This is a genomic window from Bradyrhizobium sp. UFLA05-108 (assembly GCF_059803455.1).
The window spans coordinates 37,319-63,022 of sequence record NZ_JBANAZ010000016.1 but is presented as its reverse complement, the minus strand read 5'-3'; the positions used below and the strand labels follow the sequence as shown (position 1 = coordinate 63,022).

Here is a 25,704-nt window from a genome sequence, read left to right as displayed (position 1 = left end):
AGCATGCTCATTCACCCCACCATCGATCGCTTGCGCGCTCTCGGCCTCGCCGCTATGGCCGATACTCTCGCCGAACTACAGAACAATCCCGAGGCGGCCGAAATGCCGCACGCCGATTGGCTCGGCCTCCTCGTCGATCGCGAGGTCACCGCTCGCGATAACCGTCGCCTCATGCGCAGCTTGACCAGTGCCAAGCTCCGTCAAGCCGCCGCCATCGAGAACGTCGACTATCGCACCGCTCGCGGCCTTGACCGTTCGCTCTTCCAAACCCTCGCCACTTGCCAATGGATCCGTGATGCCAACCACCTGGTCATTGTTGGCCCAACCGGCACCGGCAAGTCCTGGCTTGCCTGTGCGCTCGGCAACAAAGCTTGCCGCGACGGCTTCTCCGTCCTCTACAAGCGAGCATCCCGCCTGTTCGCCGATCTCGCCCAGGCGCGCGGCGAAGGCCGTCTGGCGCGCCTGATCGCCGCGCTCGAGCGCGTCAATCTCCTCATCCTCGACGACTGGGGACCTGAACCGCTCACCGCCGACCAGCGCCGCGATCTGCTCGAGATCGTCGATGATCGCTACGACAAGGGATCCTTGTTGATCACAAGTCAGGTCCCCGTGTCGCAATGGCACGATGTCATTGCCGACCCCACCCTTGGCGATGCGATACTGGACCGCATCATTCACAATGCGCACCGCATCGAGCTCAAAGGCGACAGTCTGCGCCGTCACGCCGATGAAAAGAAAAAACCATGATCGCCTCGCGCCCGATCGCTCCGCCGGCCCACAGGTCCCTCCCGCGCGCGTCGCTCCGTCGCTCGTGGGGGCACTCCGCGCCGCGCACGGGGCCCTCCCATGGACCGCCGGAACGATCTCCAAACCAGCCCGCCAGCCTTGACGAGGAGACCGTTTCCAGCACACATAAACCCGTCAGTCGTGTCCGCTTCCGAACCTGATCACGATCACTGGAATCCGTGATCACCATCGTCTGGAATCACTGATCACCATCCCTGGAATACGCAGGTAGCGCACGACGGACAGCTTCGGTCCATCATTCGATGGCTTGGGCTTATCGCGCCGCTCGCGTTTCCACGCGGTGCCCGCCCGCTGCCTCGCCTGCTCCCTTTCAAATTTGATTGCGACAGCACGCTTCTGTTTGACGGGTCGATCAGCGCGACTTCGTACTGGTTCTCAGTTTTGTGGGAATCTGAGTCCGACGAAATCGCCCCATCGCCAAACCACACGACAGTGGCGAGGAGACTGATACCCGTCAATTGCCAGATTGAATTCAACAGGAAGAAGCTTTGTGCCGCCAAGCCACACGCCGGCTCCGTCGAGCGACATGTCACGGACACGACAATGCCGCGCCAGGATCAATTCGCCACAAAGGACGGTAGCATTCCGGTTGATCCAGTAGCGATGGCAAGTTCGTCGCTCCAGCAACAGAACCTCCTGATCGTTCAGTAGAGGCGCGCAATTTGGTGATGGTTGCGTCGGTCCTTCGCCTCGATGCTCACGCGCGCGACTCCGGCAATTACGAGCGTCAGCAAGGCGATCCAAATGCATATGTCGAAAGCGGTCATCAGCTTTTGCATACGGATAACCCATCGATCAAACTAACACTGGCATCAACGAAAAGTGTAATTCAGTGTTGGGTGCTCACTGAGTTTCTTTGGGGACTTTCTCAAGAAGGCATCGACGAATTTCGCGAGGCGTTGGCGGCGTCAAAGAGCGCAACAAGTGCGATCGGGCGTCTTCCACATTGTCTCGGGAGACGTAGCCCTCGCGCAACGCGGTTTCCAAGGAGTGACAAGCCGTCGCAACCGCTTGCTCCAGCTGCCTGATGCGCGATTGTAACCTCGTCTGCCCTTTCATAGTTCGCTCTTCCAAGTTCAGCTGCGGCCAAAACTGCGACCGAAATTTCGATTGAGGTATCGAAAGGATATGTCCGTCATTAAACTCAAAATAGGGTATGGAGCTTCGCGGGTTGCCCCTTGGTCTTCCCAAGAAAAAAACCTCATAGGGGTTCCCAGCAATCCACCGAGCGCTCGTCCAACGCCACGGAATTGCAAAGCATATTATTTGATATTTAAATAGCTGCAACATTTAATTGTTATTATTATATTATATTGCAGTCCGGTTGCGTGACTCCCGAGCTAGCGGGACCAGAGACAGCAATGTTCGAGCCCAGCAAGACAAGGCCCGGGAACGGCGGATCTTGTTAGTCACCGCCAGCCGGCGGCGAGCAGTTGGCGCCAGCCGCTTCTGCCTCGAATTGCGAGCGGATTTCGGCTTGCGATACCGAGGGCGAAGCCCGCTCCACGCCGAGAGCTACTCTTCCGCGAGGTCGCATTTTGCCCCGGAACGGATCACGACAGGGGAGTTACCGTAGCGTGTTGCCGTCTGTTCGCTGTCGGGTCTAATGATTGGCATGGCCAAGTTCACTCTGCGCCTTACAGTTACCATCGTCGCCGCTTGCATCGTGCTCGCGTGGGCAACGAACCATCGCGCTTGTGCCGAAGAAAAGGCGGTCAGGATCGTCGTGCTGGGAGATTCTCTCACTGCAGGATACGGAGTTTCGGCCATCGATGCCTTTCCGGCCAAACTCGAGCTTGCATTGAGAGGGAGAGGTCAAACGGTGGACGTTATCAATGCCGGCGTTAGTGGTGACACAGCTGCGAGGGGCCTCGCTAGATTGAGCCGATCAATCCCCGACGGAACCGATGCGGTAATTTTGGAGCTCGGTGCGAATGACATGCTCAGGGGATTCGATCCGACTGCCACTCGCGCGGTACTCGCGACGATTCTACGCACCCTCGAAGTTCGGCGAATTGTCGTGCTTCTTTGCGGGGTCCGGACCCAGCCCAGCCTGGGAGACGAATACAAGAGCGCTTTTGCAGCAATGTTCTCTGGTCTCGCCAGCGAGCACGACGTCTTGTTCTACCCGGCTTTCGACGATGCATTTGTCGACGATTCTCGGCTCAAGCAGCTTGACGGCCTGCACCCAACCGTGGCCGGAATCGACGCGGTCGTCACGCGCATACTACCAACAGTCGAGGCCCTGATCGACCGCGCGCGACGTAGAGAGCGTTGATTCCCTCCTTTTTGCAATCGCTGGTTTTTTGGTTTCGTCGCGCGCGATCTGCGGTTCTAGCCACCCGGGGGCGACGATAGTTCTAGCGGCGGGACTGCCCGGCGGGCGTCCCAATGTCACCGGCCTGGATCAATCGGCCCCAAAAGACACGCTGCCCCGGCTCGATTCCCCTTCGCAGTTATTGCCCGCCGCTGCTCCAAGCACCATAAATTGCTGGGAGCGCGCCGGTGATGGCTGGGCCATTGCCCGAAGGAAGCCGAAACGGCAACGTGAGAGCGCCCCGGTCGAGCTCCGATCGACCCAACGTCAGGCAGAACTGAGGGTCGGATGGTGCATCGGAGCCGTGGGCCGCTACGCAAGTAGCAGCGCCTCGGTTGCCGCGATGTGGCGTTCTTGACGAGCTAATGTGGAGGGTGATGTGGCCCTGCATTTTACTCGCGTCGACACGGCAGTGCGTGAGCTTGAAATATGGATGGCGAGCGACGACGGATATTCGTTTGTGATCAGTAACGAAAGCCGTGCCGGTCCTGGGCTTCACGGACAGCCCGGCTTTGTTGCCTCATGGCGGCCCATTTACATGAACAAGCCGGCAATCAAGCTTCCCGGCTCGCCCTTTACTACCCTCGCCGACGCCGAGAAGGCCTGCGAGGCCTTCCTGACAAACCTGAGGCGATGACGAATGGCCGCGCATCTCCATGGCTTCGTCTAGGTTGCGGATGGCTCCACTCGGCAATGATGGGAGATCTCAACATGCTTGGCGACTCGTTCCGATCGAAGACAATAACATTCGGACGATATTAATTTACAGTCGTTTAAATGGGCACCGGGAATGCCGAGGAAGTCAATACGGGGCTGTCCGGGCGGAACACTACTCGCAAATGCGTCCAGACTTAGCGACCGCTCGTGGAAAACTTTGAGATCAGGAGCGCATTGCATCGATCGCATGGGCGATCAAGACCGCTGCGCTGACGGTGACGAGTACAACAAGCAACCAGGTAAGGATCACGTTCGCCTCCGAGTTGGGAGTGAACGCGCTCATCCGTGCACAGTCAAAAACAACTGGCCGAAAATATCAATTTCGGTCTTAAGCTGAGGATTCGCGGCAACTGATGCGCCCGCTGTCGGCCCTATCGACAGAATGTCAGGAATAGCAGAATCCCAACAACGCAGGCCGCGAGAGACAAGAAATAGATACTCACGGCTAACACTCCCGATTCATCGGGCATTGAAGGTAAACGAGGCGAACACATCCAAACGCTTTTGCCCACTTTTCCCCCAAGGTTGTCCAACGGATTTCGGCGCCGGCATCAAGATGGCAGTCGACTAAGGCTGCCTCGAACTGCACGAGAGCGGGCCATCTGCGCGGTTCTTGAAACAGGGGCCGCCAACTGGACGGCTGTCGGCGACTGGTGCGGAGAGACGGGCGCCGCGACGCTAGCCAAGATGCACACCGCTGCCAATGACCAAGGGCAATCGCAAGGCAAGGCGAGCCCTGCGTCAGTTACTCAGGCGGCCCAATACTGTTCAGGGTTCGGCGCGGTTGCAATTGCTCTAGGCGCTCTTCGAGAATGCCCTTCCTCTCTCGGAGGATCATCGTCAGCTTCGCGTCAACATCTTCCCGCAATGACCAAAGCTCATCGGCGGACAGGTCGTATAGCAATTGCTCCTGTTGCTTCATGGTCGTCTCCGTCGTTGGAGGACACACCGAAGCAAAACTAGCATCCAATTTAGTTGGTTCCTAATTTAGTAACTTAATTTGGCCATGCCGATCACATCGATCGCCCAGGGGCCAGCGCGCGCGCCCGCAAGCGCTCTCCGCTACTTCTCTTCCTCTGAAGTGCAGCGTCGAGCCTTCTCTGCTCAGCCTTGAGCACACGATCTCGAAGCTTCTCCACTTCGGAAAGCTCAGTAGCAAGCGCATCAAGATGCTGGCGGAGAACAGTGGCGCGATCACAAATAGTCATTATACGCCTCAAATAATACCTGAGAAAAAAGAAGACCGGCGAAACGGAAACATTAAAATCACGCAACTCAAGCGATTGTTAGAGCATCCGTCAAGATACAACTGTGGGCAGGAAATGACCTGGGCCTGAAGTATCGATGCAGGGGTGCTTCGAGGCAAGCGCCACGCTCCAATCTAACCACAAGTATAATTCTTTTTCACTTTCATTTAAATTTAAATTTGGAATTCACCACATTAATTTAGCGACCTTCGCCGACTCCGTGTTCCTGTTCACAACTGAGCCACCAGCCCCTCTCTCTGGGGCCACCGCCATCCGATAGCGTCCGCTCATGTCGGAAGAGCCGATCAGGCTCCGGGTCGGCGCTTTCTGGCCGCGCGTGCGAGGGAGCAGTTAGGTCCGGCGCAAGCGCAACTGCACAGACAATCAGGCTGGTCGAGACAGATGATCCTCAGTAGCTTTGCGGGTCGCCTTTTCGAACAGCCACCCCAAAGCTTCTGCGGGATTCGACCAACGCATCTCATCGATCTGCTCGGCCAGCTTAAGTGCGTGCGTAGTCAGCACCTCTATGTCGTGAGGATTGGCGCCGGCTTTTTCCAATGCCTCCACGCACCGGTTGAACGCCGCCAGATCGAGCTGAAGTTGCTCAACATTTGGCTCATGACGATTTGCCCCCAGTAGCTTCCATGCCCTTCTCCGCGCGCGCATTTTTCTCCCCCTAAGCGGTCACGCATTCGTGAGATCCGTTTGTGGCGGCAACAGGAAGATGGGAGGACCGAATTAGGGATGTTTGCGGGCCATACGCCAAAGGTGGGGCGTTAACTGGATGAAGACGTGTCGCGAGCTGCACCCGGCCGACCAATGCAATGGTTGCGTGTTGCTCTGGAGCGGCAGTGCCCAGGCTAAGGCGCCGAATGAACGCCGAGGCTATGTCGCATAAGGCTTACCGCCGAACGCCGGCGCCAACACGGAAGCCGCAGCAAGCAAAGCTTGCTCAGCTCGAAAGAGCATTGACCCGCATCCACATAGAGAAAATCAACGCGGCTCTCCGTACGCGCTCTAAGCCAGTGGGGACAAGTTGGGGTCGGCAGCAAGCGCTCGGTTGAGCGCGGCTGGCTCAAGCTGCACGCGAGCCAGCACCTTTGCGCCTCACAAAACATGGACGGCAAACCAAGAAACTCACTTCCCTTCGATCCACTTTCGTTCTCAAGCCGCACAACCTGGATGAGCTTTTACGGTTGCAAAAGAACGGAACGTGTCCGCGCTAGCGAAGTCGATATTTCGGGCGAGGCTCGCCGATTTGCCGAAGCGTCAATGTCTCGTCTCCTACGGCAGTAGCTATCAATCGAAGTGCTTCATAGGATTCTTCGGAGTCTTGACCGGCGACGCTCAACTGAAAGGCGGAAGGTCGCGACTTAAACGCGGATTCCTCCTCTTTTGCCAGATCGTTCAGTTCTTTGACGATCGCATCTAGCCGGTCCGCTATGCTCTGAATCTCGTGTCGGCGGTACTTATCCATTTAGCTGCCAAAACGGTCTCGGCATCCTTGGGGATGCAGGGGTGGGATGGATGCCGAGACCGCAGGTTGTGCTCGCACTCGGGCTCTTGGCGCGAACTTCTGCAGCCTAGCATTAAATTTGATTTTTTTCACAATTTAAGTAATTTAATTAAGTGCACGATTAATGCTGTTTAGCAAGCTTGCCGCAAACTCCTGTTTTCGTCTTATGTGGAGCTCTGCCTGGCGACCGCCGGCAAGCAGAGGCCATCGAGCCCTGATTGAATCCAGAGGTAAGCACGATGGGCTGCTGGTCCATCCGGCGGAAAGATCGCGCGCCTGCTGTCGCGCCACGGCAGCCTCGATCAGGCGCTATCCGTGGGTCGCCGTGGCTACCCTGAAGAACCAGCAGAAGCACGTCACCAGGCCCTGCACCGTCATGGCAACGAGCGGCCGCGGTGGCCGCCGAGGTCGGTCGATGAGAACGCTGTCTCGGCCTTACCGTCCGCATCGGCCTCAAGCGCGGAGCCCGGGGCAACATGAATGGTCCTTTCCATACGGCTCACCCGGCTATTGCGATCACCTTGCCGAGCGAGCTTGAAATTCTTTCACCGCCGCCGTTGCTGTTGCCCGGCGAGGACGCCGGTCACTACCGATTGCTGCGAGGTGCGATATTTTCCGATGTCGCACCTCGTTCAGCCATCGAACGGTCGTTGGCCATCGATGTAGCCGAACTGTCTCGGGAGATCCGACGCTGTCGTACCCAAGCATGGAAGTCCATGTGCAAGCGCGCGGAGCTCTTGTCTTCTTCGAGAGCCTGCTCAATGCAGCACAAGCCAAACGTCTTCCGATTCCCAAGGAAATCAAACATCACCGCAGCTCAAGCCAAAGCAAGCTCGACGATTGCGTAAAGACAGGGACCAAGTAGTTTGCCCGCGATGCGCGTTTCACTTGCTGTGACAAACCATGTTCACTGGTCCGCGCCTCTTGGCGCCGTCCCAGTTCGGTTAAATCTACCAGTGGACTATCGTGTATGGTCTGCACTATAGCAATTGACGCATTCGGGACCTTCGAGGGGCGGTCACATGAGCATCAAATCAGCGATGGCCGGCCTGTGCTGCTTCGCCGGCTTGCTGTTGGCGCGCACTGCGATCGCAGGCGAATGCGCACCACGCGCCGAGCGCTTCGAACTACGCTCCGACACGGTGTATTGGTCCTTTTCGATCCAACCTGGAGGCGAGTGCCTGCAGGGATTGCGCGGCAGGACGCAGCTCCTGGACGAGATAAAATTGCTCGAGCCGCCAACAGCCGGCGTTGTAACCACCGTCGGTCCATCATTTCGTTACCAAGCCCCCTCTTCCGCGGGAAATTACCGATTCACACTAGAAGTGATAGGCGAAAATCGCAGGCAACGCGGTATGTCGACTATTATTGTAGAGGTGACTGTCAGGTAGAGGCGCATTCCATTGAAAGTGCGCCAGTGCACGGCCACAAGTAATGGGCTATGTTCGCCGCGACGTCCCTAGCATCACGCGATGCAACCTTTTGCAGGGCATCGCATTGTTCGAGCTTGAGCCATTTTGAGAAGGAGATTGCCCTATGAAGCCCCGTGCCCTGGTCCTGACCATGCTTTTGTGCGCTTCCGCCCCGATGCTCTCGGCAAGCGTTGCCTCGGCTGCGGATATCTCGACCTATCCGGCGCACCGATACAGGACTGGATATGTGTATTGGGACGATGTCTATCCGCCCGCAGTTTACGGTCCGCGTCTTCGACCAGTTGAGGAGGTAGCGGCACTGAAGGCGGAGCGTCGGCCCGTCTCTTCGCTCTGGTCAGGCTACTGGTGGTACAATCACTGATCCAACAGGACAGCTCGAGGGGTGACCTGACGGGCAAATTGCTAGTAGGGCCCCTCTAACAAACAGAACTCGACATTTCCGGAGCGACCGTCAATTCACTTGGAGAAGCATCGATCGTCTTTTGAGCATGATGGTGCGCGGGTGAGGGACCCGCTTTGTGAATGCTACCTTTGATACCGCACAAAATGTTAGGGCGGGGTAGAGTTTGTGGTCCTTTTCCTCCCCGTTGGGCCACCTGACGAAAGCGTCCAACACTATCAAATATTGCGATAGTCAACCTTCAACGATCTCGCGCCGCAATCTGCGATCGAGTGGCTGCTCGCCATCGATGTTGCAGAATTCTTCTGGGTAGATCCAGCACTACCGCTTCTTGCGACGCAAGCTTCTCGAGGCGTATTCCCAACGGGCAATCGAAGAGTCCCTCAGCACGTCGATGTAGTGGGCATCGCGCCGAGTTCGAAGCGCAAGCAGAGCGCTACACGATTCAAAAGACGCGCCGAGCTGCGGCTCGATCAGATTGCCGCCTCCTAGATTGAAGATCGCCTTGCTGCATACGGCTTCGCAAGTACGACAGAGCTGCACTCAGGCCCCCTCCTCCGCGAACTCCAGGCAGGGCCGCTCGAGTTACCCCCGCCACGAACATGTGATGCCAAGGCTGTGACCTGCCTCACGGTGGAGAGCGACGCAACCATTGATAGTACGGCGAGCGGAAAAGGGCTTCCCACACAGACAATGAGCGAACCCTGCCAGCCGTATTCGGTAATGGAGAGCATCCATGTGGAACGCGAAATTTCGCATCGAAGCTGCCCGAATGAGACGCATCAGGTCGGCCCGTATAGTCGATGGGGCGCAAATCCGACCTCCGAGCGCCTGGGACAGATGGCAGAACCGCCTGGTCAGGATCAGGTCGCTTCTCATCGGCGGCTGGGATGGCAATGCGAGCACAAGCCTGAACGGATGGATCAGCTTCGGTTTGCACTATCGCGCACTGTTGCCAAGGTTCTCCGTGGCGCTCGTCTTGTTCCTGCTGCTTGCCGAGTTCGACTGGCACCACTCCTGGCATTACCCCCCGCTCAACCGGTTTCTTGCCGCGCTTGATCCCCTGCCGCATCTCGCGGAGGCTTTCGCCCTGCTGGCTCTCGCCGCCTACGCCTCCCTCCTTAGCCTCAGGCTCGTGATCGACATCGTTGAGTTCGGCCGTTTAGGCCGGATCGTGGCCGCAATGGCATTGCCAATCAGCGTGATGGGCGTCGCGACGTACCTCCTGTTCTTCAACGATCAAGGGCGTGAACTTGGCCTTGGTCTAATGGACAAGAAGATCGGCCAATTCGCCGTGCTGTTTTTAGTCTTGATCTACTGGGCCGTGAGCGCGTGGCTGTCGGCTCGGATCGGACTCAATCGGGCGTTTCCTGAGCCTGAACACCATCAGGTTCTCCTTTTCTGGGGGCCTCGTCTCGTCGGTGTTATCGCTCATTTCCTCGCCGCTTGCAGCCTGTCCTTTGCTGCACTCCAAGCTACCAATTTCACACATACCGTCGCAAATATTGCACTTGCGGTTACTGCACCCATAGCGATCGTGCTCGCAGTCTCTTTTGTCTGGTTCCTCGAGCACGCGCTGTTGCCCCACAGGGGCAACGCCGAGCAGCGAGCGCGCGCACGTTCGAACATGCAGATGGCTGCGTTTTTTGAAGTCATGCTATTGATGGCCCTCGGATTTGCACTCTGGCGTGAAATTATTCCGGCTGGTCTATTTTGGGCGATACTGGCGATCTCGCTCTCCGCGATCGGTTTTTTGGGCGTGATTAGCTGGCTACGTCGCAGACCACCGCTCGGCTCCAGAGCCGTTCAGGAACACCGTCAACGCGACACAATCGCGGAAGCGAGAAATTCATGGATATGCGGCTTGGGTCTCACCGCAATCATGGTTGGCGGCACACTGGCGATCTGGATTTCGCCAATGTGGGTTGGCGGCCATTTTGGATCGCTGGTGATTGCCTTCTTCGCGTTCGGGTCATTCCTGTCCGGCGCCAATCTGCTGGATCTCATTGCAGACTCCCTGGCGCGGGATTGCAGGCGGCGAGGCTTCACTGCGATTCACAGACAGACAGTGTGGTGCGTTTTCGTCGGACTCTTGGTGGCGCCCGCCATATTGATGTCGGCCACCCGGACTTACCACCCTGTTCGGCTTTGCGGACAATGCAAGCCCGCGCCACAGAGTCCGGGAATGTCCGCTATCGCAAGGTACGACCAGCGGCCCACCGTAACCGAGGCCGTTGAAGCATGGTACCAGAAGGCCGCGCCGATCTACCACTCGTTGCATCCCGGAGAACCCGTTCCGCTGTTCATCATCGCGACTGCGGGCGGCGGGATCCGTGCCGCGTATTGGACAGCGACCGTTCTCGAGAAGCTCGAGGCAGAATTGGACGACGCTGCGATCGAGGCTGCGATTGCCGCGGCCGGCCAGCCGGACAACGACGGGCTAATGCGCCCCTTGCTGTTCGCCATCAGCGGTGTCTCCGGCGGGAGCGTCGGAGCAGCCGCGTACGCCGCAGCGGTTCATGATCATCTTGAGAAGAAGCCGAAGGTCGCGCCCACGAACGGAACGACGGTCGGGCCGAAGGTCGAGCCGACGACCTATCTTGAAGGCGACCTTCTCGCCCCAGGCCTAGCAAGCCTTGCATTCATCGACATTCCTTCCAACTTCCTGCCGGATTTCGGACAGATTGACCGCGGCGAGGCACTTGAACGCGGCTTCGAACAACAAGCGCCCGATAGCGGACTGTTGTCTAATTCCTTTACCAGCTTCTTTCCGGAAATCAGGTTATCGCCAGACTCATGGAAATGGCGGCCCGCACTGCTCCTCAATGCCACGCATCAGGAAACCGGGCGACGCATCATTACCAGCCACCTCAAGATCGATCAGGACACGTTTGTCGACAGCTACGATGCCCTTAAAATGCTCGCATCCGACGTTCGCCTCAGCACGGCTGCCCACAACAGCGCACGCTTCACCTACATCTCTCCCGCCGGCGACCTGATCGATCCGGACAATAAACCTCATGGATTCGTTATCGACGGGGGCTACTTCGAAAACTACGGCGCGCAGACGGCCGTCGAGCTCGCACGCGCGGCGATCAAGGCGAAGGGTAACGCAATCCGACCCGTGATCCTGCAGATCAGCAGTGATCCGACGATGGTCGTGGGCAAAACATTGGTCCGCCAATGCACGGACCACCGCGGCGAGGCCCTCGAAAGCTATCAGGCCAATCGCCATTGGTGGGACCTGTCGCTCTTCAACGAATTGAGCGCACCGATGATCGGCATCATGTCGGTGCGGGAAGCTCACGGCTTCACCGCCGTCACCGGCCTCGCTCATCTGTGCTGTGAAGATCAATCGAAACCCGAACTCGACATTGGCGATGCGACCTCCCTTAAGTCGGCAACCCTAAAGCCCTTGTTTTTCCATATGGCCATGTGCGCGCAGGAGCAATCATTCCCGCTTGGATGGGTGCTTTCCGACCAAACCCGCGAGAGGCTTAAGGGGAGCGACAGGCTCAAGGGCCTACTGACGAAGTGCGACAACGACGACCAACTCTCCAAGCTCGTGCGGGCTTTGGGGAAACCTGTGTCGCTCCCGAGCAAGGTGGCCACGGTCGGCCCTTGATCTCATCGCGCCCGAATTCGAAGAGCAAGTAGAACGCTGCACGGTGCAGAACGCGCTGAGCTGGCGCCCTGATCTAATTTACCGCCTTCGAAATCGACAATCGTCTTGTCGCCATCGGAGACCACCATCAGCATGGACGTGTAAGCGCAAGCACGGGAGATCTCCTGCCTGAAGGCCAACTCAGTGCCGCGCAGGCCTGGAGATTGCTGCCTCTCAAGGAGATCGAAAGGCACCGGAGCCTTCCGAAGCTGAAGGCAAATGTCGAAGGCCAAGCATTCAAGCGCGCGAACCGGCGTTAACGTGCGGCCATCCCAAGCACCGTTTTCCGCGCAACTGCACCTATCTCTGAGACTATTTGACCAAATAATAGGCGGCCGCCGTGCGACCGGCGTATGACCGTTCCACCACTCGGGGGGCCAGATTCGAGCCAGATTCCAAGCTATGCGTTGCAGGATCGCGAAGTTCCCGCTATGAGGAAGCATGACAAAACTTTGTCTTATTGCAGGATGGCTGGCGCTTGGGATCGTGGCGTTCATGACGCTTGGTCCCGTGCATGATAGACCCCAGGTTGCATCGTCCCATCTGGAACATTTCGCAGCGTTCCTACTATTGGGGCTCGTCTTCGCGCTGGCCTATCCAAACCGTCCCATTCGTGCTGTCCTGATTGTCGTTGGAAGCGCGATCCTGCTTGAGATGCTGCAACTACTTACCCCGGACCGACACGGCCGCCTCATGGATGCGATGACCAAGGTCGCGGGAGCAGCGTCTGGCATCATGCTGGCGCGCGTCGCGCTCAACTCCTGGCAAGCAAAATTGCGAAGCGTGCCTGCAGTGAGCACTGCGTTTAGACGCAGAGAGCACGATCGGCTTTAGTCGTCCTCGCCGCCGCTGCTGCGGCGTGATTGCCGGGCGCCATCCCCGGGTCTGTTAACATTAGCGACCAATCCGCTCGAAAATTCGCTTTGTTTCGGGTAGCCCAAACCGAACGCTTTGGCTAAGAACACGTGCCAATATCTGCGAGATTTGCATGACGAAAAAACGCGCACTTATCACCGGTGTTACGGGACAGGACGGCGCCTATCTAGCCGAACTGCTTCTTGAGAAGGGCTATGAAGTCCATGGCATCAAGCGCCGGACCTCGCTCTTCAATACCGATCGTATCGATCACCTTTACCTTGATCCGCATGAGCCGGACCCGCCCTTCCGCTTGCACTACGGCGACCTGACGGATTCGTCGAGCCTGATCCGTATCGTCGGCCAGGTGCAGCCCGACGAGATCTATAATCTCGCCGCGCAAAGCCATGTTGCGGTTTCTTTCGAAGAACCCGAATACACGGCAAATTCGGATGCGTTGGGCGCACTTCGAATTTTAGAGGCTATCCGGATCGTTGGCCTCGAGAAGAAAACGCGATTCTACCAGGCCTCGACGTCCGAACTTTATGGCCTCGTCCAGGAGATCCCGCAGAAGGAAACGACCCCCTTCTACCCACGTTCCCCTTATGCGGTTGCCAAGCTCTACGCTTACTGGATCACGGTGAACTATCGCGAAGCCTACGGCATGTACGCCTGCAACGGCATCCTGTTCAATCACGAGTCTCCCGTCCGCGGCGAGACCTTCGTGACCCGGAAAATTACCCGCGCGCTGGCGCGGATCAATTTGGGTCTTCAGGAACGGCTTTACCTCGGCAATCTCGATGCGCTGCGTGACTGGGGTCACGCCCGCGACTACGTTGAGATGCAGTGGCTGATGCTGCAGCAAGAAAAGCCGGAAGACTTCGTCATCGCTACCGGCAAGCAGCACTCCGTAAGGGATTTCGTCAACGTCGCCGCCAGCGAAATAGGAATGCGAATTCGCTGGGAAGGCGCGGGGGTCGATGAAAAGGGATACGACACCAAAACTGGAAAGTGCGTTGTATCGGTCGATCCCAGGTATTTCCGACCGACCGAAGTCGAGACGCTTCTCGGTGATCCCACCAAGGCGAAACAAAAGCTCGGCTGGGAGCCACAAACGTCGTTCGAGAGTCTCGTTCGGGAGATGATGAAGGAGGATCTCGAATCTGCGAAGCGGGACGAACTGATCAAGAAGCATGGCTTCCGCTACTTCGCGCGACACGAGTAGCCTGTCGTAGGTCTTCATAGCGATTGATGAGAAGGAAGTAAGCGCTCTCGCGGCGCTTACTCTTGATTGCTCTTGCCAAGCGACGTTACCGCGGTGTCACCCCTCTTCAGGGCAAGCGAACCGCATCCTCCGCCGGCAGTGCGGGACGAGGCGTTTGGGGCTGGACCGACGTCTTCCTGCTTCAACCAAGCCCCCAACGTTTCCGAGCCGATGCCTCGCCGCTATCGCCGCATCCCTCTTCGGTGACGTCCTGGAACTTACTCAAGGTAGTCAGGGCTGTTAGAGAGGACGGATCGCGCCCGACTTCTCCCTCGCGTATCCGGCGACCGTCAGCCTTGCCTCGCCGCCGCCCTACGAATAACCGAAAATCGCCAAACTCCCCGATCGAAATGCGCAGTACTGAACGTTTTCGCGTTTCTTGATGCAATGTGCGCAACAATAGACACGCAGCCCGTATCGCGAGCCGCGCCCCATTTCAGAGCAGATGTCGAGGGGCTAAGGGCGATCGCCGTTCTGTCGGTGGTCGCCTTTCACTACGGAGTTCCGGGCTTCACCGGCGGATTTGTCGGTGTAGACGTGTTTTTCGTCATATCCGGCTTTCTCATCACCCAACTTCTGCTTCGGGAGATAGCCGCGACCGGGAAGCTCGATTTTATTGGCTTCTACGGTCGCAGGGCTAAGAGACTCTTGCCTGCCGCTCTCGCGGTCACGCTAGCGACCTTAATCATCGGATACTTCGTGCTGGCGCCCTTTGAACGGAAGGAGATGGCCAAGTCGGCGGCAGCTTCTGCGCTGTATGCCGCCAATGTTTGGCTCCTCCGCCAGTCCATGAACTATTTCGCCCCCGAAAGTTCGCTCAATCCCTTTCTTCATACGTGGTCACTTTCAGTCGAGGAACAATTTTACCTGGTCTGGCCCGTTTTTCTCCTCATTGTGGGACGTTTCAGCCAAAAGGTCCTCCTGCTAGCTTTACTGATCGTAGTGTTCGGATCGTTCGCTGGCTGCATCTACCTGACCTACAGCAAGCAAGCTTGGGCGTTCTATCTTGCGCCCCCTCGAGCATGGGAGTTTGGCGCAGGAGCTCTGATCGCAGCATGCCCCTTCGAGCGTTGGGCAAAGCAGGCCGGCTCGAGCTCAATCGTTGGATGGTTGTCATTCGCGATTCTCATCCTGTCATTCTTTGCGATCGACGGCTTCATGGCGTTCCCAGGCGTAGTTGCCGTTGCTCCAGTGACAGCTACGGCGCTGCTGCTGCTCACGGGGGACAATCCTCATGGACCGTCAGCTTTGCTCAGGACGCATCCGTTTCAGTTCTTCGGTGCCCGGTCCTACGCCATTTACCTCTGGCATTGGCCGATTGCAGTGCTTGGTACGGTGCTCGTCGGCAGCACGGCACTCGCCAATTGCCTTTTCTTTGTCATGACAGTCGTCCTCGCCTCGCTCAGCCTCGTCTGGCTCGAAAACCCGATCCGAGCCAGTCACTGGCTGGCACGACGATCTGCACGATCAATTGTCATGGGTGGCGCCCTTACGCTAACCGCCACAGTTGCTGGCATCCTCTCGTTTGCGATCGCGCAGTACGCCACGAATGCCGCGCAAGCGAAGATAGTTGCCTCGATTTCGAAGTATTCCCTTTCGAGCGAGAGTGGTTGTCTGGCCGATTTCACGACACAGATTCCCATCCGCTGCGTGTTCGGCCCATCTAGCTATACAAAGACAATTGTTCTGTTGGGAGATTCTCACGCCGATCAATGGACGACCGCGCTTGCGGCTATTGCTGAACAGAGAGGATGGCGGCTCATCACGTACCTAAAGGCCTCCTGTCCTGTCGCCAATATCCCGGTTTCCAAGGTCTACAGTTTGCGACTTCGGCGGCTTTCGCCACAGTGCGCAAGCTGGCGCGAGCAGGCGATCGCCATGATAAAAGAGCAAGATAGCCCCGACGCAATACTGTTGGCACAGTTTTCGAGCGGAAACGTCAAAGGACCATTCACCAATCTGGGACCTCATGCGGTGAGCGTTGAGACGTGGGAACGCGGATTATCCGGGGCTCTCAAGGAACTCGAACCGCTCAACGCCAAGCTCATTGTGATCCGCGACAATCCCACTCCTTATCACCCGGTCGGAAATTGTCTCGCTCGGGCGGAATGGCGTGGTTTACCATTTAGCACGTGCAGTCGCAGTCTTTCGCTCACCACAAGCAACGAAGTGTTCGAAGCAGAGCAACGCGCCGTCTCGTCCATCAACAACGCGCGCATGATCGACCTAACATCGTCGATTTGCACAGGCTTGGTATGTCCAGCTATTCGCGACGGCGTCGTTGTCTATAGAGACGCCAATCATCTCACAGTCGATTTCACACTAGTCCTTATGGATCGTCTCGCCGCAGAATTAACAGCTGCCCTTCGAGGAGAAGGATCGGAGGATCCGCGAAGCGGGATGAACTGATCAAGCGGCACGGCTTCCGCTGTTTCGCCCGCCACGAATAACTCATTGGCGTAGATCAGCCGTCACACTGGCCGGACGAGAGAGTAAGCTCCTATTGTTGCGCTTGTTTCCGTCCAGTTGCGCCGAACGGCGTGCATGCAACCCGGCTCCTGAGACCAAGCACGTCAGGGCAAACGAACCGCATCTTCCCCGGGAAGCCCGATGCTGTCGCTGGCGCCCGTTGGATCCAAGCCCTCTTTCTCGTTCGAAATGCTCCGGCCTGCCATGACTTCCGCCCGCCGGCGAACAATGGTCCGCCGATCCCATCGACCCAGCGCGTGCTTTCGTCCTTCACTGCCGCGGGACTTGTTTCTTGCCGAGGCACTCCCGCAAATACTTGGTGGGTCCCTGCGGCATTGCCCGCATGGCTTCGAGACGATGTGGAATGCGGATAGGTCGACCAAATGACGTTTCCATTTCGGCGGCCAGAACTCCACCCCTCAGGGTTGCCGGTTCCCCTTCAGGTCAAAGGAACATGCGATGAAACGTCTTTACGGGCTCAGCTGCCTGCGCAGAGTGTCACGCTCTTCGAGCAATTCGCGAAGTCTTTGAGCATTGTCAGATTGTATCTCCTGCCATTCGATGCGATCTTCTGCAGTCCACAAGTAAGACTCGCGATTGAACCGAGCTTTCTCAGCCCTATCAAATTCTGAGTACAGTTCGATATCGCGCTCAACCTGGTCCAGCTGTTCCTGGAGAGTTCTTGGCATCAGCCGTTCCTTCGGCTTTGCCTCTAGCCCGCTTCGATCTTCCGCGTAATCGGCGCGGCAATCAACAGGCGTTCCAGTTCTCTCCCTCAGGGGATCGCGTCACCTACGCCGAATGAGTCGACCGCAACCAGCTCAGCCAAACGCCCATTGTGGCGTTGGTTTCCGTCCAGTTTCGCCGAATGACACGCGTGCAACCCAGCCAGGCTGAGACAAAGCACGTCAAGGCAAGCGAACCGCATCCTCCCCAAGGAGCCGAATGTTGTCATTGACGCCCGTCGGATCCAAGCCCTCCTTCTCGCTCGAACTGCGCTGACCTGCCATGACTTCCGCCCACCGGCGAACGATGGTCCGCCGATCCCAGCGATCAAGCGCGCGTTTTCGACCTTCATCGCCGTAACGGCGGCGAAGGGCCGGAGCCTCACTGAGCTGGCAGATCGCAACTTCCAGAGCGGACGAATCTCCCGGCGGAATCACGAGACCGGCACCGGTCACTTCCGCCGCCAACCCCGTACCTTCTTCGGCCATCGCTATGACCGGCCGCGCGGATGCGAAGATAGCGCCAAGTTTCGAGGGCAACACCAGATCGGCCGCTTCGGCCTTCTGCGGAATGAGATGAAAATCGGCCGTCGCCATCAATTCATTGAAGCTCTCGTTGGGCTGAAGTCCGAAAAAATGGATGTTGGAATGTCCAGCGCCCATCTGCTCGAGCCTCATTTTGTGTGGCCCCTCGCCCGCAAGAATAAAGTGAACATGTGGATGGCTATGCTCCAATCTGATCGCAGCGTCGATCACGAGGTCAAGCCCCTGCTTGTTCGACATGGTTCCGGAGTAGAGCGCAACAATATCGCCCTCGCCAAGCTTCAGCTGCCGGCGATATTTCGTCATTCGCGACCCCGGGCAGATCGCGCTGGTATCAATCCAATTTCTGACCTCAAGCGCTTTGTTGGGAGCCAGCCCCTTGATTGCTAGGCGCAGCAGCATCGCCTCAGAGATCGTTGAAACGTGATCGAACGACTTGAGGATCGCCGCTTCCGCTCTCAGCATCCACTTGCGCAGAGAATGGTTGCGCAGCAGACCAAGATCAAATGCCGCATCCACCTCGAAATCCTGGACATGAAGCCATGACCTGGCACCGACGCGACGCGCAACCAGTGAGACAAGGGCAGCCGACATGAGAGACGGCGCGACTGCGATCATGACATCCGGTCGCCAGGAGAGCGCATCGATAAGCACTGGCGCTGCACTGGAGAGCGCGAACGAGGCATGATGGATCAGCCGCTTCGCGCCCGATGGATGCTCGGGCACATAAATCGGCGTACGCCTCACGCGGACGCCTCCGATCGACCTCGATCTGAAGTAAGAACTCTTGAAACCCGTCGGAATCTTCCAGGCAGGGTAATAAGGAGGCGCCGTAATCACTCTGACTTCATGGCCTTCGGCGGCAAGGCTTTCGCAGAGCTCAGCATTGTATTTTGCCACTCCGATCAGATCGGGGGCATAGTTGATGCCGACCAAAAGAACACGCATAAAGCGCAATCCAATTTAAAGTTCAGGGTTTGAAAAACTTTGAAGTCCAACCGATTTCGCTTAGCTGACTGCGCTAACCGCCAAATGACGGCCATGTCCTTTTAGGAAATCTGCGTAAGCGGCAGCGAGACCGGATCGCAGAGCGATGTTCGGTCGCCAACCAAGCGCGCGAATCCTTGAACTATCGAGCAACTTGCGTGGCGTGCCATCGGGTTTGGACGTGTCGAAAACGAGCTTGCCTTGGTAGCCGACGACGTCTGCAACCGTTGCAGCAAAATCGGCGATCGACAACTCATCGCCACTGCCGATGTTGATGGGCGTGTCGCTGGAATACTGTTTCAACAGGAAGACGCAGGCGTCAGCGAAATCATCGACGTTGAGAAATTCGCGAAGCGGCGTTCCCGTGCCCCATACCGTCACCGTTGCCGCGTTCGCCAACTTTGCTTCGTGGAAGCGCCGAATTAGCGCCGCCGGCACGTGGCTATGATCCGGATGGTAGTTATCGCCAGGACCATAGAGATTAGTGGGCATCGCCGAGATGAAGTCATCCCCGTATTGGCGACGATAGGCTTGACACATCTTTAGCCCAGCGATCTTCGCGATCGCATACCACTCATTTGTGGGTTCAAGGGGCCCGGTGAGCAATTCATCTTCACTGATCGGTTGCTTGGCGTGCTTTGGATAGATGCAGGACGAACCCAAAAACAGCAGACGCCGGACGCCGACGGCGTGACTTGCGCGAATGACGTTCAGCTCAAGCGCAAGGTTGTCGCAGAGAAAATCGACCGGGAAATTGTTGTTGGCGGCGATACCTCCGACCTTTGCAGCCGCGTGAATCACCGCGTCGGGTCGGTTGGCCTCAAACCATCGAAGCGTGGGCTCCTCCTTCGTCAAATCAAGTTCGCGGCGATCGGCCGTAAGAACTATGCAATTCTCAGACGCAAGGCGGCGCACGGCGGCTGAACCAACCATACCGCGATGGCCAGCCACAAAGACGCGCTTTCCGGAAAGATTGTAGGTTGATGCCCCTGTCATAAAACACCTCGCCTGGGCCCTCTATGAAAGAACCCACAGCACAGCCCCCATTTCCATTCCAAGACGCGCTGCAGTGCAGCGCACTCAGCTTGTTAACACAATCTTTACGGGGCGGTAGCCCATGTTACCGCCAAACGGCATTTTTGGTGAACAGGCCCGTTGCACAATCCGACGGCAGACTATCGGCTCGGAAATAGACAAAGCAGCCGTACGGACCGCACGACTGCTTCTTAGGTGAATCTGTCTGGTCAGACTGGGCCGATCAGTAAGCCCGACGCAGGACGGGGCCTACCGGCGCACAGACGCGATCCATGTACCAGCCGTACGGCGTCTCAACACGCACCAGCGGGCAGCGACGCGCAGGCACATAGCGGTAGGGATAGGGCTGGGCCCAGAACGTAACCGGCGTGACCTGGTTCTCACCCGTCAGCACAGCCGCCGTGGCGGGCATCTGCATCGCTGCATGTGCACCACTCACTGCAAAGAAAGAGGTGGCCACGGCAAAAAGACTTGCGCGCGCAAACGTCTTGAACATCCCCAAAAGCTCCTTTGCCCCAACGGACCCAATCCGCCACAGCCCCCCTAAGAAGGACCCGCTGCAGCGGCCTGGATATCCGAAAATCCGGAAATCAGCCTCAAACGGCGACCAAAGATTACCAACCCTAGCAGGATGAACGCAACGGGGTCCCGCCTCTCAGATCGGTGATTGGGGCGATATGGCGCACAACTGTGGCTTCTTGGCCCTAGTTCTCCCCCGTCCAGGCGCCGGGGGCGGCAAGATCGGGTGAACGGCGGTACACATCCCGAAGGAATTGGTAGTTCACCGATTGGGCAAGCGGCACCTCTTCTTCCCCGAGTTTTGCAAAGAGAAGGATGTCCCGGAGGGTCTTCCATCGGCTCTCATCATAGTCGGCGATACGTCCCCCGGTCGGCAGGACTAGGTTTCGCTGCTGCTGCAGCTCGAATTTCCACCGATCAGGCTTCAGCTTCTCCGGATCAAAGCCGGCCAGAACCGGCACGCTCCGTGCATAATCTGTATAGACGAACTGCCAGCCTCGGATGAGGCCCTGGAGCACGTCGGCGATGACGGACGGCTGATCATGCATGAGATCATTGCTGGCGAAGTAGACCAGGCCAGGGACATGGATGCCGTACTCCTGCGGCTTGATGACATTCAACCGGACGTAGCCGGGGCTGGTCGGATCTGGCTGGTCATCGATCGAGGCGATGATAGCGTCGACCTCGCCGGCGCGGAGCGCCTCGAGGCTGTCGCGATCGGCCACTTTAGTAATCTGACTGCGCGGCAGTCCGAGCTGCGCCATCATGGCGTCGAAGATCACGTCGCCCTCGCTGCCCCTGCGGTAACCGAGGCGCTTGCCGATCAGGTCGGCAGGGCGCCGCACCCCCGAACTTTCGAGCGCGAATATCGCAACCGAGGTATCGAGGAAACTCGCAGCAAAGGCGGTCACAGGCACGCCGCGCCAGGCCGCCAGCAGGAACGTCTGACCGCTCGTCACGCCGATGGCATGTTGGCGTGCAATGGTCGCGATGAAGTCGGGACCATCGGGGCGGACCGCCAGAGAAATGTCGGAAGCAAAAAATCGCTGCTTGAGGGCGGCCATTTCGCCGGCAAACCGGGCTCCATATGCTCCATCCAGAAGCAGCGCGACCTTGGCCGCGGGGACCCTCGAGGCCTGTCTCGGCACGGAATCGGGGCGCAGGACCAGGAGCGCCGTTCCCAAAAGCGCGGCGGCGGCAAGGCCGATGGCAGCGTACGGACTGGTCCTCCGCTTGGATCGGCGCCGGGGCCGGGTCTGAGACACTGAGAGCTTCCTAGGGATTTGCGAAATTTGACATATCGGTCGGGACAGAGGATGCGGTACAATAGAACTGCTGGGGTAAGGTTACTTTTTCCTTCGCCTTGTTTGGATTGCGGTTTTGCCCGATAGCACGGCGCGTCGGGATAGGACATTTATCGTAAGTGAGCTTTAGAGCGATGACAATTCTATCGGCTCGGCCGACGTCAGCTCCTGATTCTGCTGCGGAAATTCACGTTCTGGAGTATGATCGGACAACATCCCAAAGCTTGGCGCCGAGCTGGCTGCGACCTATGGTTGTCGAGCGCCTTGTGATGTGCGTCGATGCCGCTCTGGTTGTGATCAGCGGCATTGGCTGCGCGGCGGCCTATCACCTCTTTACGCAAACGTTGCTCGGCAAGGCGGATGTCTATGCCGCGGCCAGCCTGCTGGTGGCGATCAATTTCGCGCTCCTGATCACGGTCCAGCACGGCTATCGCCTGAAGACCATCACCAACCTGCCGCGCACCTTCCGCGTGACGCTGACGACGTGGACGGGGCTGTTCGGCGCCCTGCTGGCGATCGCCTTCACCATGAAGGTGAGCGAAAACTTTTCCCGCGGCACCACGATCTCGTTCTATCTGGCCGGCCTTGCCGTGCTGCTGATCTGGAAGGCGCTCGCCGCGCGCTGGACGGCGCATGCCTTGCGCACCGGCGCATTCGCCAACAGCCGCGCGCTTCTGATCGCCGAATTCGGGCTGCCGGCCTCGTCCAACGCGATGATGGATCTTGCGCAGCATGGCTATCGGCTGCTGCGGATCATGGAGATCCGCTCCAAGGAGCTCGCCTCGCCCCTCCTGCTCTCCTCCATCGGCCCGCGCCTTGACGAGCTGATCGCCTATGCGAGGGAGAATCGGATCGAGCACATCTTCCTCCTGATGAGCTGGAGCCGGCAGCACGCGATCGACAGCATTTTGGACGCGCTGAAAATCCTGCCCGTGCCCGTGCATCTGTTGCCCGATGCCCATGCTGCACGTTTCTTGCGCCATCCGCTGGTGAACACCGGCAATACATGGACCGCGGAATTGCGCCGCGCACCACTCTCCTGGAAGGAACGGGCGCTCAAGCGCGCGCTCGACCTCGTGGGCGCAAGCCTGGCGCTGATCGTCTTTGCCCCCGCGATGCTGGTGACGGCAATCCTGATCAAGGCGACCTCGCCGGGGCCGGTGTTCTTCCGCCAGACCCGCAACGGTTTCAACGGGCGCGGCTTCAAGATCTTCAAATTCCGCACCATGCGCGTGCTCGAGGACGGCCCGACCATCGTGCAGGCGCAGAAGAACGACCCCCGCGTGACGAGCATCGGCAAATGGCTGCGCAAGACCTCGATCGACGAGCTGCCGCAGCTCTTCAACGTGCTCAAGGGCGACATGTCGCTGGTCGGCCCCCGCCCGCACGCCGCCGCGCACAACAGCGAATATGAGCAGATCATCGGCAACTACGCCTTCCGCCACCACGTCAAACCCGGTATCACCGGCTGGGCCCAAGTTAACGGTTACCGCGGCGAGACCCGCGCGCTCGAGCTGATGCAAAAGCGCGTGGAGTGTGATCTGTGGTACATCAATAACTGGAGCTTAGGGTTGGACGTTGCAATCTTGGTGCGCACCGTGCTGGTCACTTTCGCCAAACCAACAGCGTACTGATAGCGGAATGCGAGCGATGCTCGGGCAAGACTACAATCGTTGAATGTGAATGATTAATAGACGCGTGTTCACGGGTGGGTTGCTATCACTGCCCGGTTCTCTAGCCTCGTTACCTCTTCAGGCGAACCCGACTTCCCGGCGAGCTGAGTGGATGGTGGGACGTTGGGGAATAATGCTTCACTGGATCGCCCCTGGACCGGCAGCAAGATCAGGCAAGTACCGGTCGGATCTGAACGATGCGATTGACCACTTCGATCTTGATCGCCTGATCGGCCAAATTTCTGGTACAGGCGTTTCATGGGTGATCTTCACAATCGGCCAGAACAAGGGCTTTTATGCAAGTCCTAATCGCTACCTGGATTCGATCGCAGGCCCCGGACGCACACCCAGTCGGGATCTGGTTTTCGAACTAGCAAAGGCGCTTCACGCGCGAGGCATTTCGCTCATCGCCTATGCACCTGGAGAAATCAAAGCGGTCACCGCCTTACACGCCGCATTCGGATGGGACCCGGCCAATCAGGATACATTCCAACATCGCTATACCGAATTCTTGCGAGAGTACTCGGAACGGTACGGAACAACTTGCAACGGCTGGTGGATCGATGGCTGCTACAACTGGAAGGACTTCCCCAATTCGAAACGCGATTGGTCATTGTGGTCCGGCGCCCTCAGGGCCGGCAATCCGAAGAGAGTGCTGTCCTTCAACGATGGATGCTTCCTCACTGATCATCCGTATGCATTGACTGAGCACCAGGACCTTTTGTCGGGAGAAGCGGACGGCTTCAGCGTCGATGGGCCGCTCGCAAAAAAGCTCGGCCTACCAAAGACCTTCCCGCTATCGGATACATACCTGAGTGGGCTGACGTGCCAGGCTCATGTCGTGGCACCCATCGATAACTTTGGAAAATGGGGCTATGGGGGACCGGGCGAGATGGGACCGCCTTTGTACAGAGCTGAATACCTATCCCAAGTTATCCAGCATTATCGTCAAATGAGAGTGGCTCTCACCTTTAATGTTGGGATTTACCAAGAAGGCTTTTTGGGAGAACAGACGGTCGAACTTCTTCACCGCCTGAGCTAGGGATAATCCTTGGTGTCCTGATGCCTAGACCTCTTATCATGTCTCACAACTACGCCTACGTCGCCAACCCGGGCGGCGTGGCCGATGTAGCCCACAACCTCTCGGACGCATTCAAGAGGAGCCTGCCTCATTTCAAAGAGGTATTCCCATCCATGGACCATTCAACGGCGAGAACGCTTCGGAGGTTTTCGGAAGAGATTACCTTGGAGTTAAGGCACTTTCGAGAGGATGTCGTTCTCTTCTTTCCAAACTATTTCACCGTCCCGCTGCCCAGATCTTCAACACGCAACGTAGTCCTCGTGCACGATCTACAATACAGGTCGTACCCCCAATTCCATTCCAGGGCCAAACGACTTTTGCTCGAAGCTTCTCATCGAATCGCGCGCAGCCAGGCAGCAGGTGTGGTGTTCATCAGCGAAGCGACAAAAGCGGATTTCATTCGGTACTTTGGAGAGCCGAGAAGACACACCGTCATATTGAACCCAGTTACCGTTGATACGTGTCCCGTAGATCTACCCATTATCAGTGCAATCGGTTCATCACCTTATGCTATCGCCAACTTTCATTTCTATCCGCATAAAAACATAGAGAAGGTCTTTTCGTTTTTCCGCCAAATTAGAGATCACGTCCCGAACCTGAAGCTCGTATTGACGGGCCGCCATCTGGCAATCGCAGATTTACTGCAACGGTGTAACTTGCCAGACGAGTCCGTTGTACAGACTGGCTTCATCCCCAAAAAGATGGTTCTTCAGCTTGTTGCTGGCGCCGAGTTCTTCATTTCGCTTTCGCTCTTTGAAGGATTCAACATGGCGGCAGCAGAAGCGGCAAAACTGAGGCGCCCCCTTTTGCTCTCTGACATTGCCGTGCATCGCGAGTTGTTTGGCGACTACGCGTGCCTTGTAGACCCCGCTTCTGAGGAGCTCCCCTGGGATCTGCTCAAGACGTATCTTGGCGGCTTCCGTTCTGACCGTTCGTGGAGATTCGCTGACGCTACCGAACCAGATGCGGTCGCAGCTCGCTATGTTGGATTCTTTGATGAGCTGAGTGGGTAGCCAAGTAGAAACGGGGGCCGCCAGCGAAACGTCCCCAAAATCATCAATGCGTTGGCAGCCGAGAAACTGTTATGTGGACGCCAGGGCAAGCTCCGACCAGGTTTGTTCGTAAGCGACTCTTGTGTTGCTCAATGC

The 25,704-nt window shown here is 57.7% G+C and carries 21 protein-coding genes; 13 read left to right on the top strand and 8 right to left on the bottom strand.

Annotation, left to right across the window (positions count from 1 at the left end; all coding sequences use genetic code 11):
- Positions 1–3: 3 nt before the first annotated feature.
- Entirely contained in the window at positions 4–747 is a 744-nt protein-coding gene (gene istB / locus SO140_RS14465) for an IS21-like element helper ATPase IstB (protein ID WP_498542735.1), read from the top strand.
- Positions 748–1,182: 435 nt separating this feature from the next.
- Here the strand turns inward: istB and SO140_RS14460 are convergent, their stop codons facing one another.
- Positions 1,183–1,434 carry a PilZ domain-containing protein gene (locus SO140_RS14460; RefSeq protein WP_449382858.1) on the bottom strand — a complete coding sequence of 84 codons (252 nt, stop codon included), beginning with the start codon at positions 1,432–1,434 and terminating at the stop codon, positions 1,183–1,185.
- A gap of 17 nt (positions 1,435–1,451) precedes the next feature.
- Positions 1,452–1,586 carry a hypothetical protein gene (locus SO140_RS14455; protein ID WP_474802478.1) on the bottom strand — a complete coding sequence of 45 codons (135 nt, stop codon included), beginning with the start codon at positions 1,584–1,586 and terminating at the stop codon, positions 1,452–1,454.
- An 836-nt stretch (positions 1,587–2,422) separates the two neighbouring features.
- On the opposite strand from SO140_RS14455, the gene SO140_RS14450 reads away from it, so the two are divergent.
- A complete protein-coding gene (locus SO140_RS14450; protein ID WP_498541539.1) occupies positions 2,423–3,085 on the top strand; it encodes an arylesterase in 663 nt (220 codons plus the stop codon).
- A 418-nt stretch (positions 3,086–3,503) separates the two neighbouring features.
- The gene (locus tag SO140_RS14445; RefSeq protein WP_449382861.1) at positions 3,504–3,761 is read left to right on the top strand and encodes a hypothetical protein; all 258 of its coding nucleotides are present in this window, start codon (positions 3,504–3,506) and stop codon (positions 3,759–3,761) included.
- Positions 3,762–4,586: 825 nt separating this feature from the next.
- On the opposite strand, the gene SO140_RS14440 is transcribed toward SO140_RS14445, so the two are convergent.
- Positions 4,587–4,763, bottom strand: coding sequence for a hypothetical protein (locus SO140_RS14440; RefSeq protein ID WP_449382862.1), 177 nt, complete (start codon positions 4,761–4,763; stop codon positions 4,587–4,589).
- Between the two features lie 709 nt (positions 4,764–5,472).
- The gene (locus SO140_RS14435; protein WP_449382863.1) at positions 5,473–5,754 is read right to left on the bottom strand and encodes a hypothetical protein; all 282 of its coding nucleotides are present in this window, start codon (positions 5,752–5,754) and stop codon (positions 5,473–5,475) included.
- Between the two features lie 1,326 nt (positions 5,755–7,080).
- Here SO140_RS14435 and SO140_RS14430 point away from each other — a divergent pair.
- From SO140_RS14430 to SO140_RS14400, 7 genes are all read left to right on the top strand, one after another.
- A complete protein-coding gene (locus SO140_RS14430) occupies positions 7,081–7,452 on the top strand; it encodes a hypothetical protein (protein ID WP_449382864.1) in 372 nt (123 codons plus the stop codon).
- 174 nt (positions 7,453–7,626) lie between these two features.
- Positions 7,627–7,995, top strand: a complete 369-nt coding sequence (locus SO140_RS14425) for a hypothetical protein (RefSeq protein WP_449382865.1) — start codon at positions 7,627–7,629, stop codon at positions 7,993–7,995.
- Positions 7,996–8,140: 145 nt separating this feature from the next.
- Entirely contained in the window at positions 8,141–8,398 is a 258-nt protein-coding gene (locus SO140_RS14420; protein WP_449382866.1) for a hypothetical protein, read from the top strand.
- 775 nt (positions 8,399–9,173) lie between these two features.
- Positions 9,174–12,062 carry an MFS transporter gene (locus SO140_RS14415; RefSeq protein WP_498541538.1) on the top strand — a complete coding sequence of 963 codons (2,889 nt, stop codon included), beginning with the start codon at positions 9,174–9,176 and terminating at the stop codon, positions 12,060–12,062.
- Between the two features lie 534 nt (positions 12,063–12,596).
- Entirely contained in the window at positions 12,597–12,935 is a 339-nt protein-coding gene (locus tag SO140_RS14410) for a VanZ family protein (RefSeq protein ID WP_498542734.1), read from the top strand.
- A 154-nt stretch (positions 12,936–13,089) separates the two neighbouring features.
- Positions 13,090–14,181 carry a GDP-mannose 4,6-dehydratase gene (gene gmd, locus SO140_RS14405; RefSeq protein WP_449382869.1) on the top strand — a complete coding sequence of 364 codons (1,092 nt, stop codon included), beginning with the start codon at positions 13,090–13,092 and terminating at the stop codon, positions 14,179–14,181.
- A 426-nt stretch (positions 14,182–14,607) separates the two neighbouring features.
- Positions 14,608–16,629 carry an acyltransferase family protein gene (locus SO140_RS14400; RefSeq protein WP_498542733.1) on the top strand — a complete coding sequence of 674 codons (2,022 nt, stop codon included), beginning with the start codon at positions 14,608–14,610 and terminating at the stop codon, positions 16,627–16,629.
- 968 nt (positions 16,630–17,597) lie between these two features.
- Here SO140_RS14400 and SO140_RS14395 read toward each other — a convergent pair.
- From SO140_RS14395 to SO140_RS14380, 4 genes are all read right to left on the bottom strand, one after another.
- A complete protein-coding gene (locus tag SO140_RS14395; protein WP_498541536.1) occupies positions 17,598–18,905 on the bottom strand; it encodes a WcaI family glycosyltransferase in 1,308 nt (435 codons plus the stop codon).
- 60 nt (positions 18,906–18,965) lie between these two features.
- Positions 18,966–19,940, bottom strand: a complete 975-nt coding sequence (locus SO140_RS14390) for a GDP-L-fucose synthase family protein (RefSeq protein ID WP_498541535.1) — start codon at positions 19,938–19,940, stop codon at positions 18,966–18,968.
- Between the two features lie 262 nt (positions 19,941–20,202).
- Positions 20,203–20,475, bottom strand: coding sequence for a hypothetical protein (locus SO140_RS14385; RefSeq protein WP_449382000.1), 273 nt, complete (start codon positions 20,473–20,475; stop codon positions 20,203–20,205).
- 208 nt (positions 20,476–20,683) lie between these two features.
- Entirely contained in the window at positions 20,684–21,562 is an 879-nt protein-coding gene (locus SO140_RS14380; RefSeq protein WP_498542732.1) for an ABC transporter substrate-binding protein, read from the bottom strand.
- A gap of 488 nt (positions 21,563–22,050) precedes the next feature.
- On the opposite strand from SO140_RS14380, the gene SO140_RS14375 reads away from it, so the two are divergent.
- The 3 genes from SO140_RS14375 to SO140_RS14365 all read left to right on the top strand — a co-directional run bounded on the left by SO140_RS14375 (position 22,051) and on the right by SO140_RS14365 (position 25,569).
- The gene (locus SO140_RS14375) at positions 22,051–23,436 is read left to right on the top strand and encodes an undecaprenyl-phosphate glucose phosphotransferase (RefSeq protein WP_498541534.1); all 1,386 of its coding nucleotides are present in this window, start codon (positions 22,051–22,053) and stop codon (positions 23,434–23,436) included.
- A gap of 172 nt (positions 23,437–23,608) precedes the next feature.
- A complete protein-coding gene (locus SO140_RS14370) occupies positions 23,609–24,517 on the top strand; it encodes a glycoside hydrolase family 113 protein (protein WP_498541533.1) in 909 nt (302 codons plus the stop codon).
- A gap of 38 nt (positions 24,518–24,555) precedes the next feature.
- Entirely contained in the window at positions 24,556–25,569 is a 1,014-nt protein-coding gene (locus SO140_RS14365) for a glycosyltransferase (RefSeq protein ID WP_498541532.1), read from the top strand.
- Positions 25,570–25,704: the final 135 nt, after the last annotated feature.

Excerpts from the sequence above, each read along its gene's own strand:
- SO140_RS14410 (WP_498542734.1), top strand. The coding sequence starts at position 12,597 with ATGACGCTTGGTCCCGTGCATGATAGACCCCAGGTTGCATCGTCCCAT.
- SO140_RS14385 (WP_449382000.1), bottom strand. The coding sequence starts at position 20,475 with ATGTTCAAGACGTTTGCGCGCGCAAGTCTTTTTGCCGTGGCCACCTCT.
- SO140_RS14415 (WP_498541538.1), top strand. The coding sequence starts at position 9,174 with ATGTGGAACGCGAAATTTCGCATCGAAGCTGCCCGAATGAGACGCATC.
- gmd (WP_449382869.1), top strand. The coding sequence starts at position 13,090 with ATGACGAAAAAACGCGCACTTATCACCGGTGTTACGGGACAGGACGGC.
- SO140_RS14400 (WP_498542733.1), top strand. The coding sequence starts at position 14,608 with ATGTGCGCAACAATAGACACGCAGCCCGTATCGCGAGCCGCGCCCCAT.
- SO140_RS14420 (WP_449382866.1), top strand. The coding sequence starts at position 8,141 with ATGAAGCCCCGTGCCCTGGTCCTGACCATGCTTTTGTGCGCTTCCGCC.
- SO140_RS14425 (WP_449382865.1), top strand. The coding sequence starts at position 7,627 with ATGAGCATCAAATCAGCGATGGCCGGCCTGTGCTGCTTCGCCGGCTTG.
- SO140_RS14455 (WP_474802478.1), bottom strand. The coding sequence starts at position 1,586 with ATGCAAAAGCTGATGACCGCTTTCGACATATGCATTTGGATCGCCTTG.
- SO140_RS14375 (WP_498541534.1), top strand. The coding sequence starts at position 22,051 with ATGGTTGTCGAGCGCCTTGTGATGTGCGTCGATGCCGCTCTGGTTGTG.
- SO140_RS14370 (WP_498541533.1), top strand. The coding sequence starts at position 23,609 with ATGCTTCACTGGATCGCCCCTGGACCGGCAGCAAGATCAGGCAAGTAC.
- SO140_RS14380 (WP_498542732.1), bottom strand. The coding sequence starts at position 21,562 with ATGGCCGCCCTCAAGCAGCGATTTTTTGCTTCCGACATTTCTCTGGCG.
- SO140_RS14395 (WP_498541536.1), bottom strand. The coding sequence starts at position 18,905 with ATGCGTGTTCTTTTGGTCGGCATCAACTATGCCCCCGATCTGATCGGA.
- istB (WP_498542735.1), top strand. The coding sequence starts at position 4 with ATGCTCATTCACCCCACCATCGATCGCTTGCGCGCTCTCGGCCTCGCC.
- SO140_RS14450 (WP_498541539.1), top strand. The coding sequence starts at position 2,423 with ATGGCCAAGTTCACTCTGCGCCTTACAGTTACCATCGTCGCCGCTTGC.
- SO140_RS14390 (WP_498541535.1), bottom strand. The coding sequence starts at position 19,940 with ATGACAGGGGCATCAACCTACAATCTTTCCGGAAAGCGCGTCTTTGTG.
- SO140_RS14365 (WP_498541532.1), top strand. The coding sequence starts at position 24,556 with ATGTCTCACAACTACGCCTACGTCGCCAACCCGGGCGGCGTGGCCGAT.
- SO140_RS14440 (WP_449382862.1), bottom strand. The coding sequence starts at position 4,763 with ATGAAGCAACAGGAGCAATTGCTATACGACCTGTCCGCCGATGAGCTT.
- SO140_RS14430 (WP_449382864.1), top strand. The coding sequence starts at position 7,081 with ATGAATGGTCCTTTCCATACGGCTCACCCGGCTATTGCGATCACCTTG.
- SO140_RS14435 (WP_449382863.1), bottom strand. The coding sequence starts at position 5,754 with ATGCGCGCGCGGAGAAGGGCATGGAAGCTACTGGGGGCAAATCGTCAT.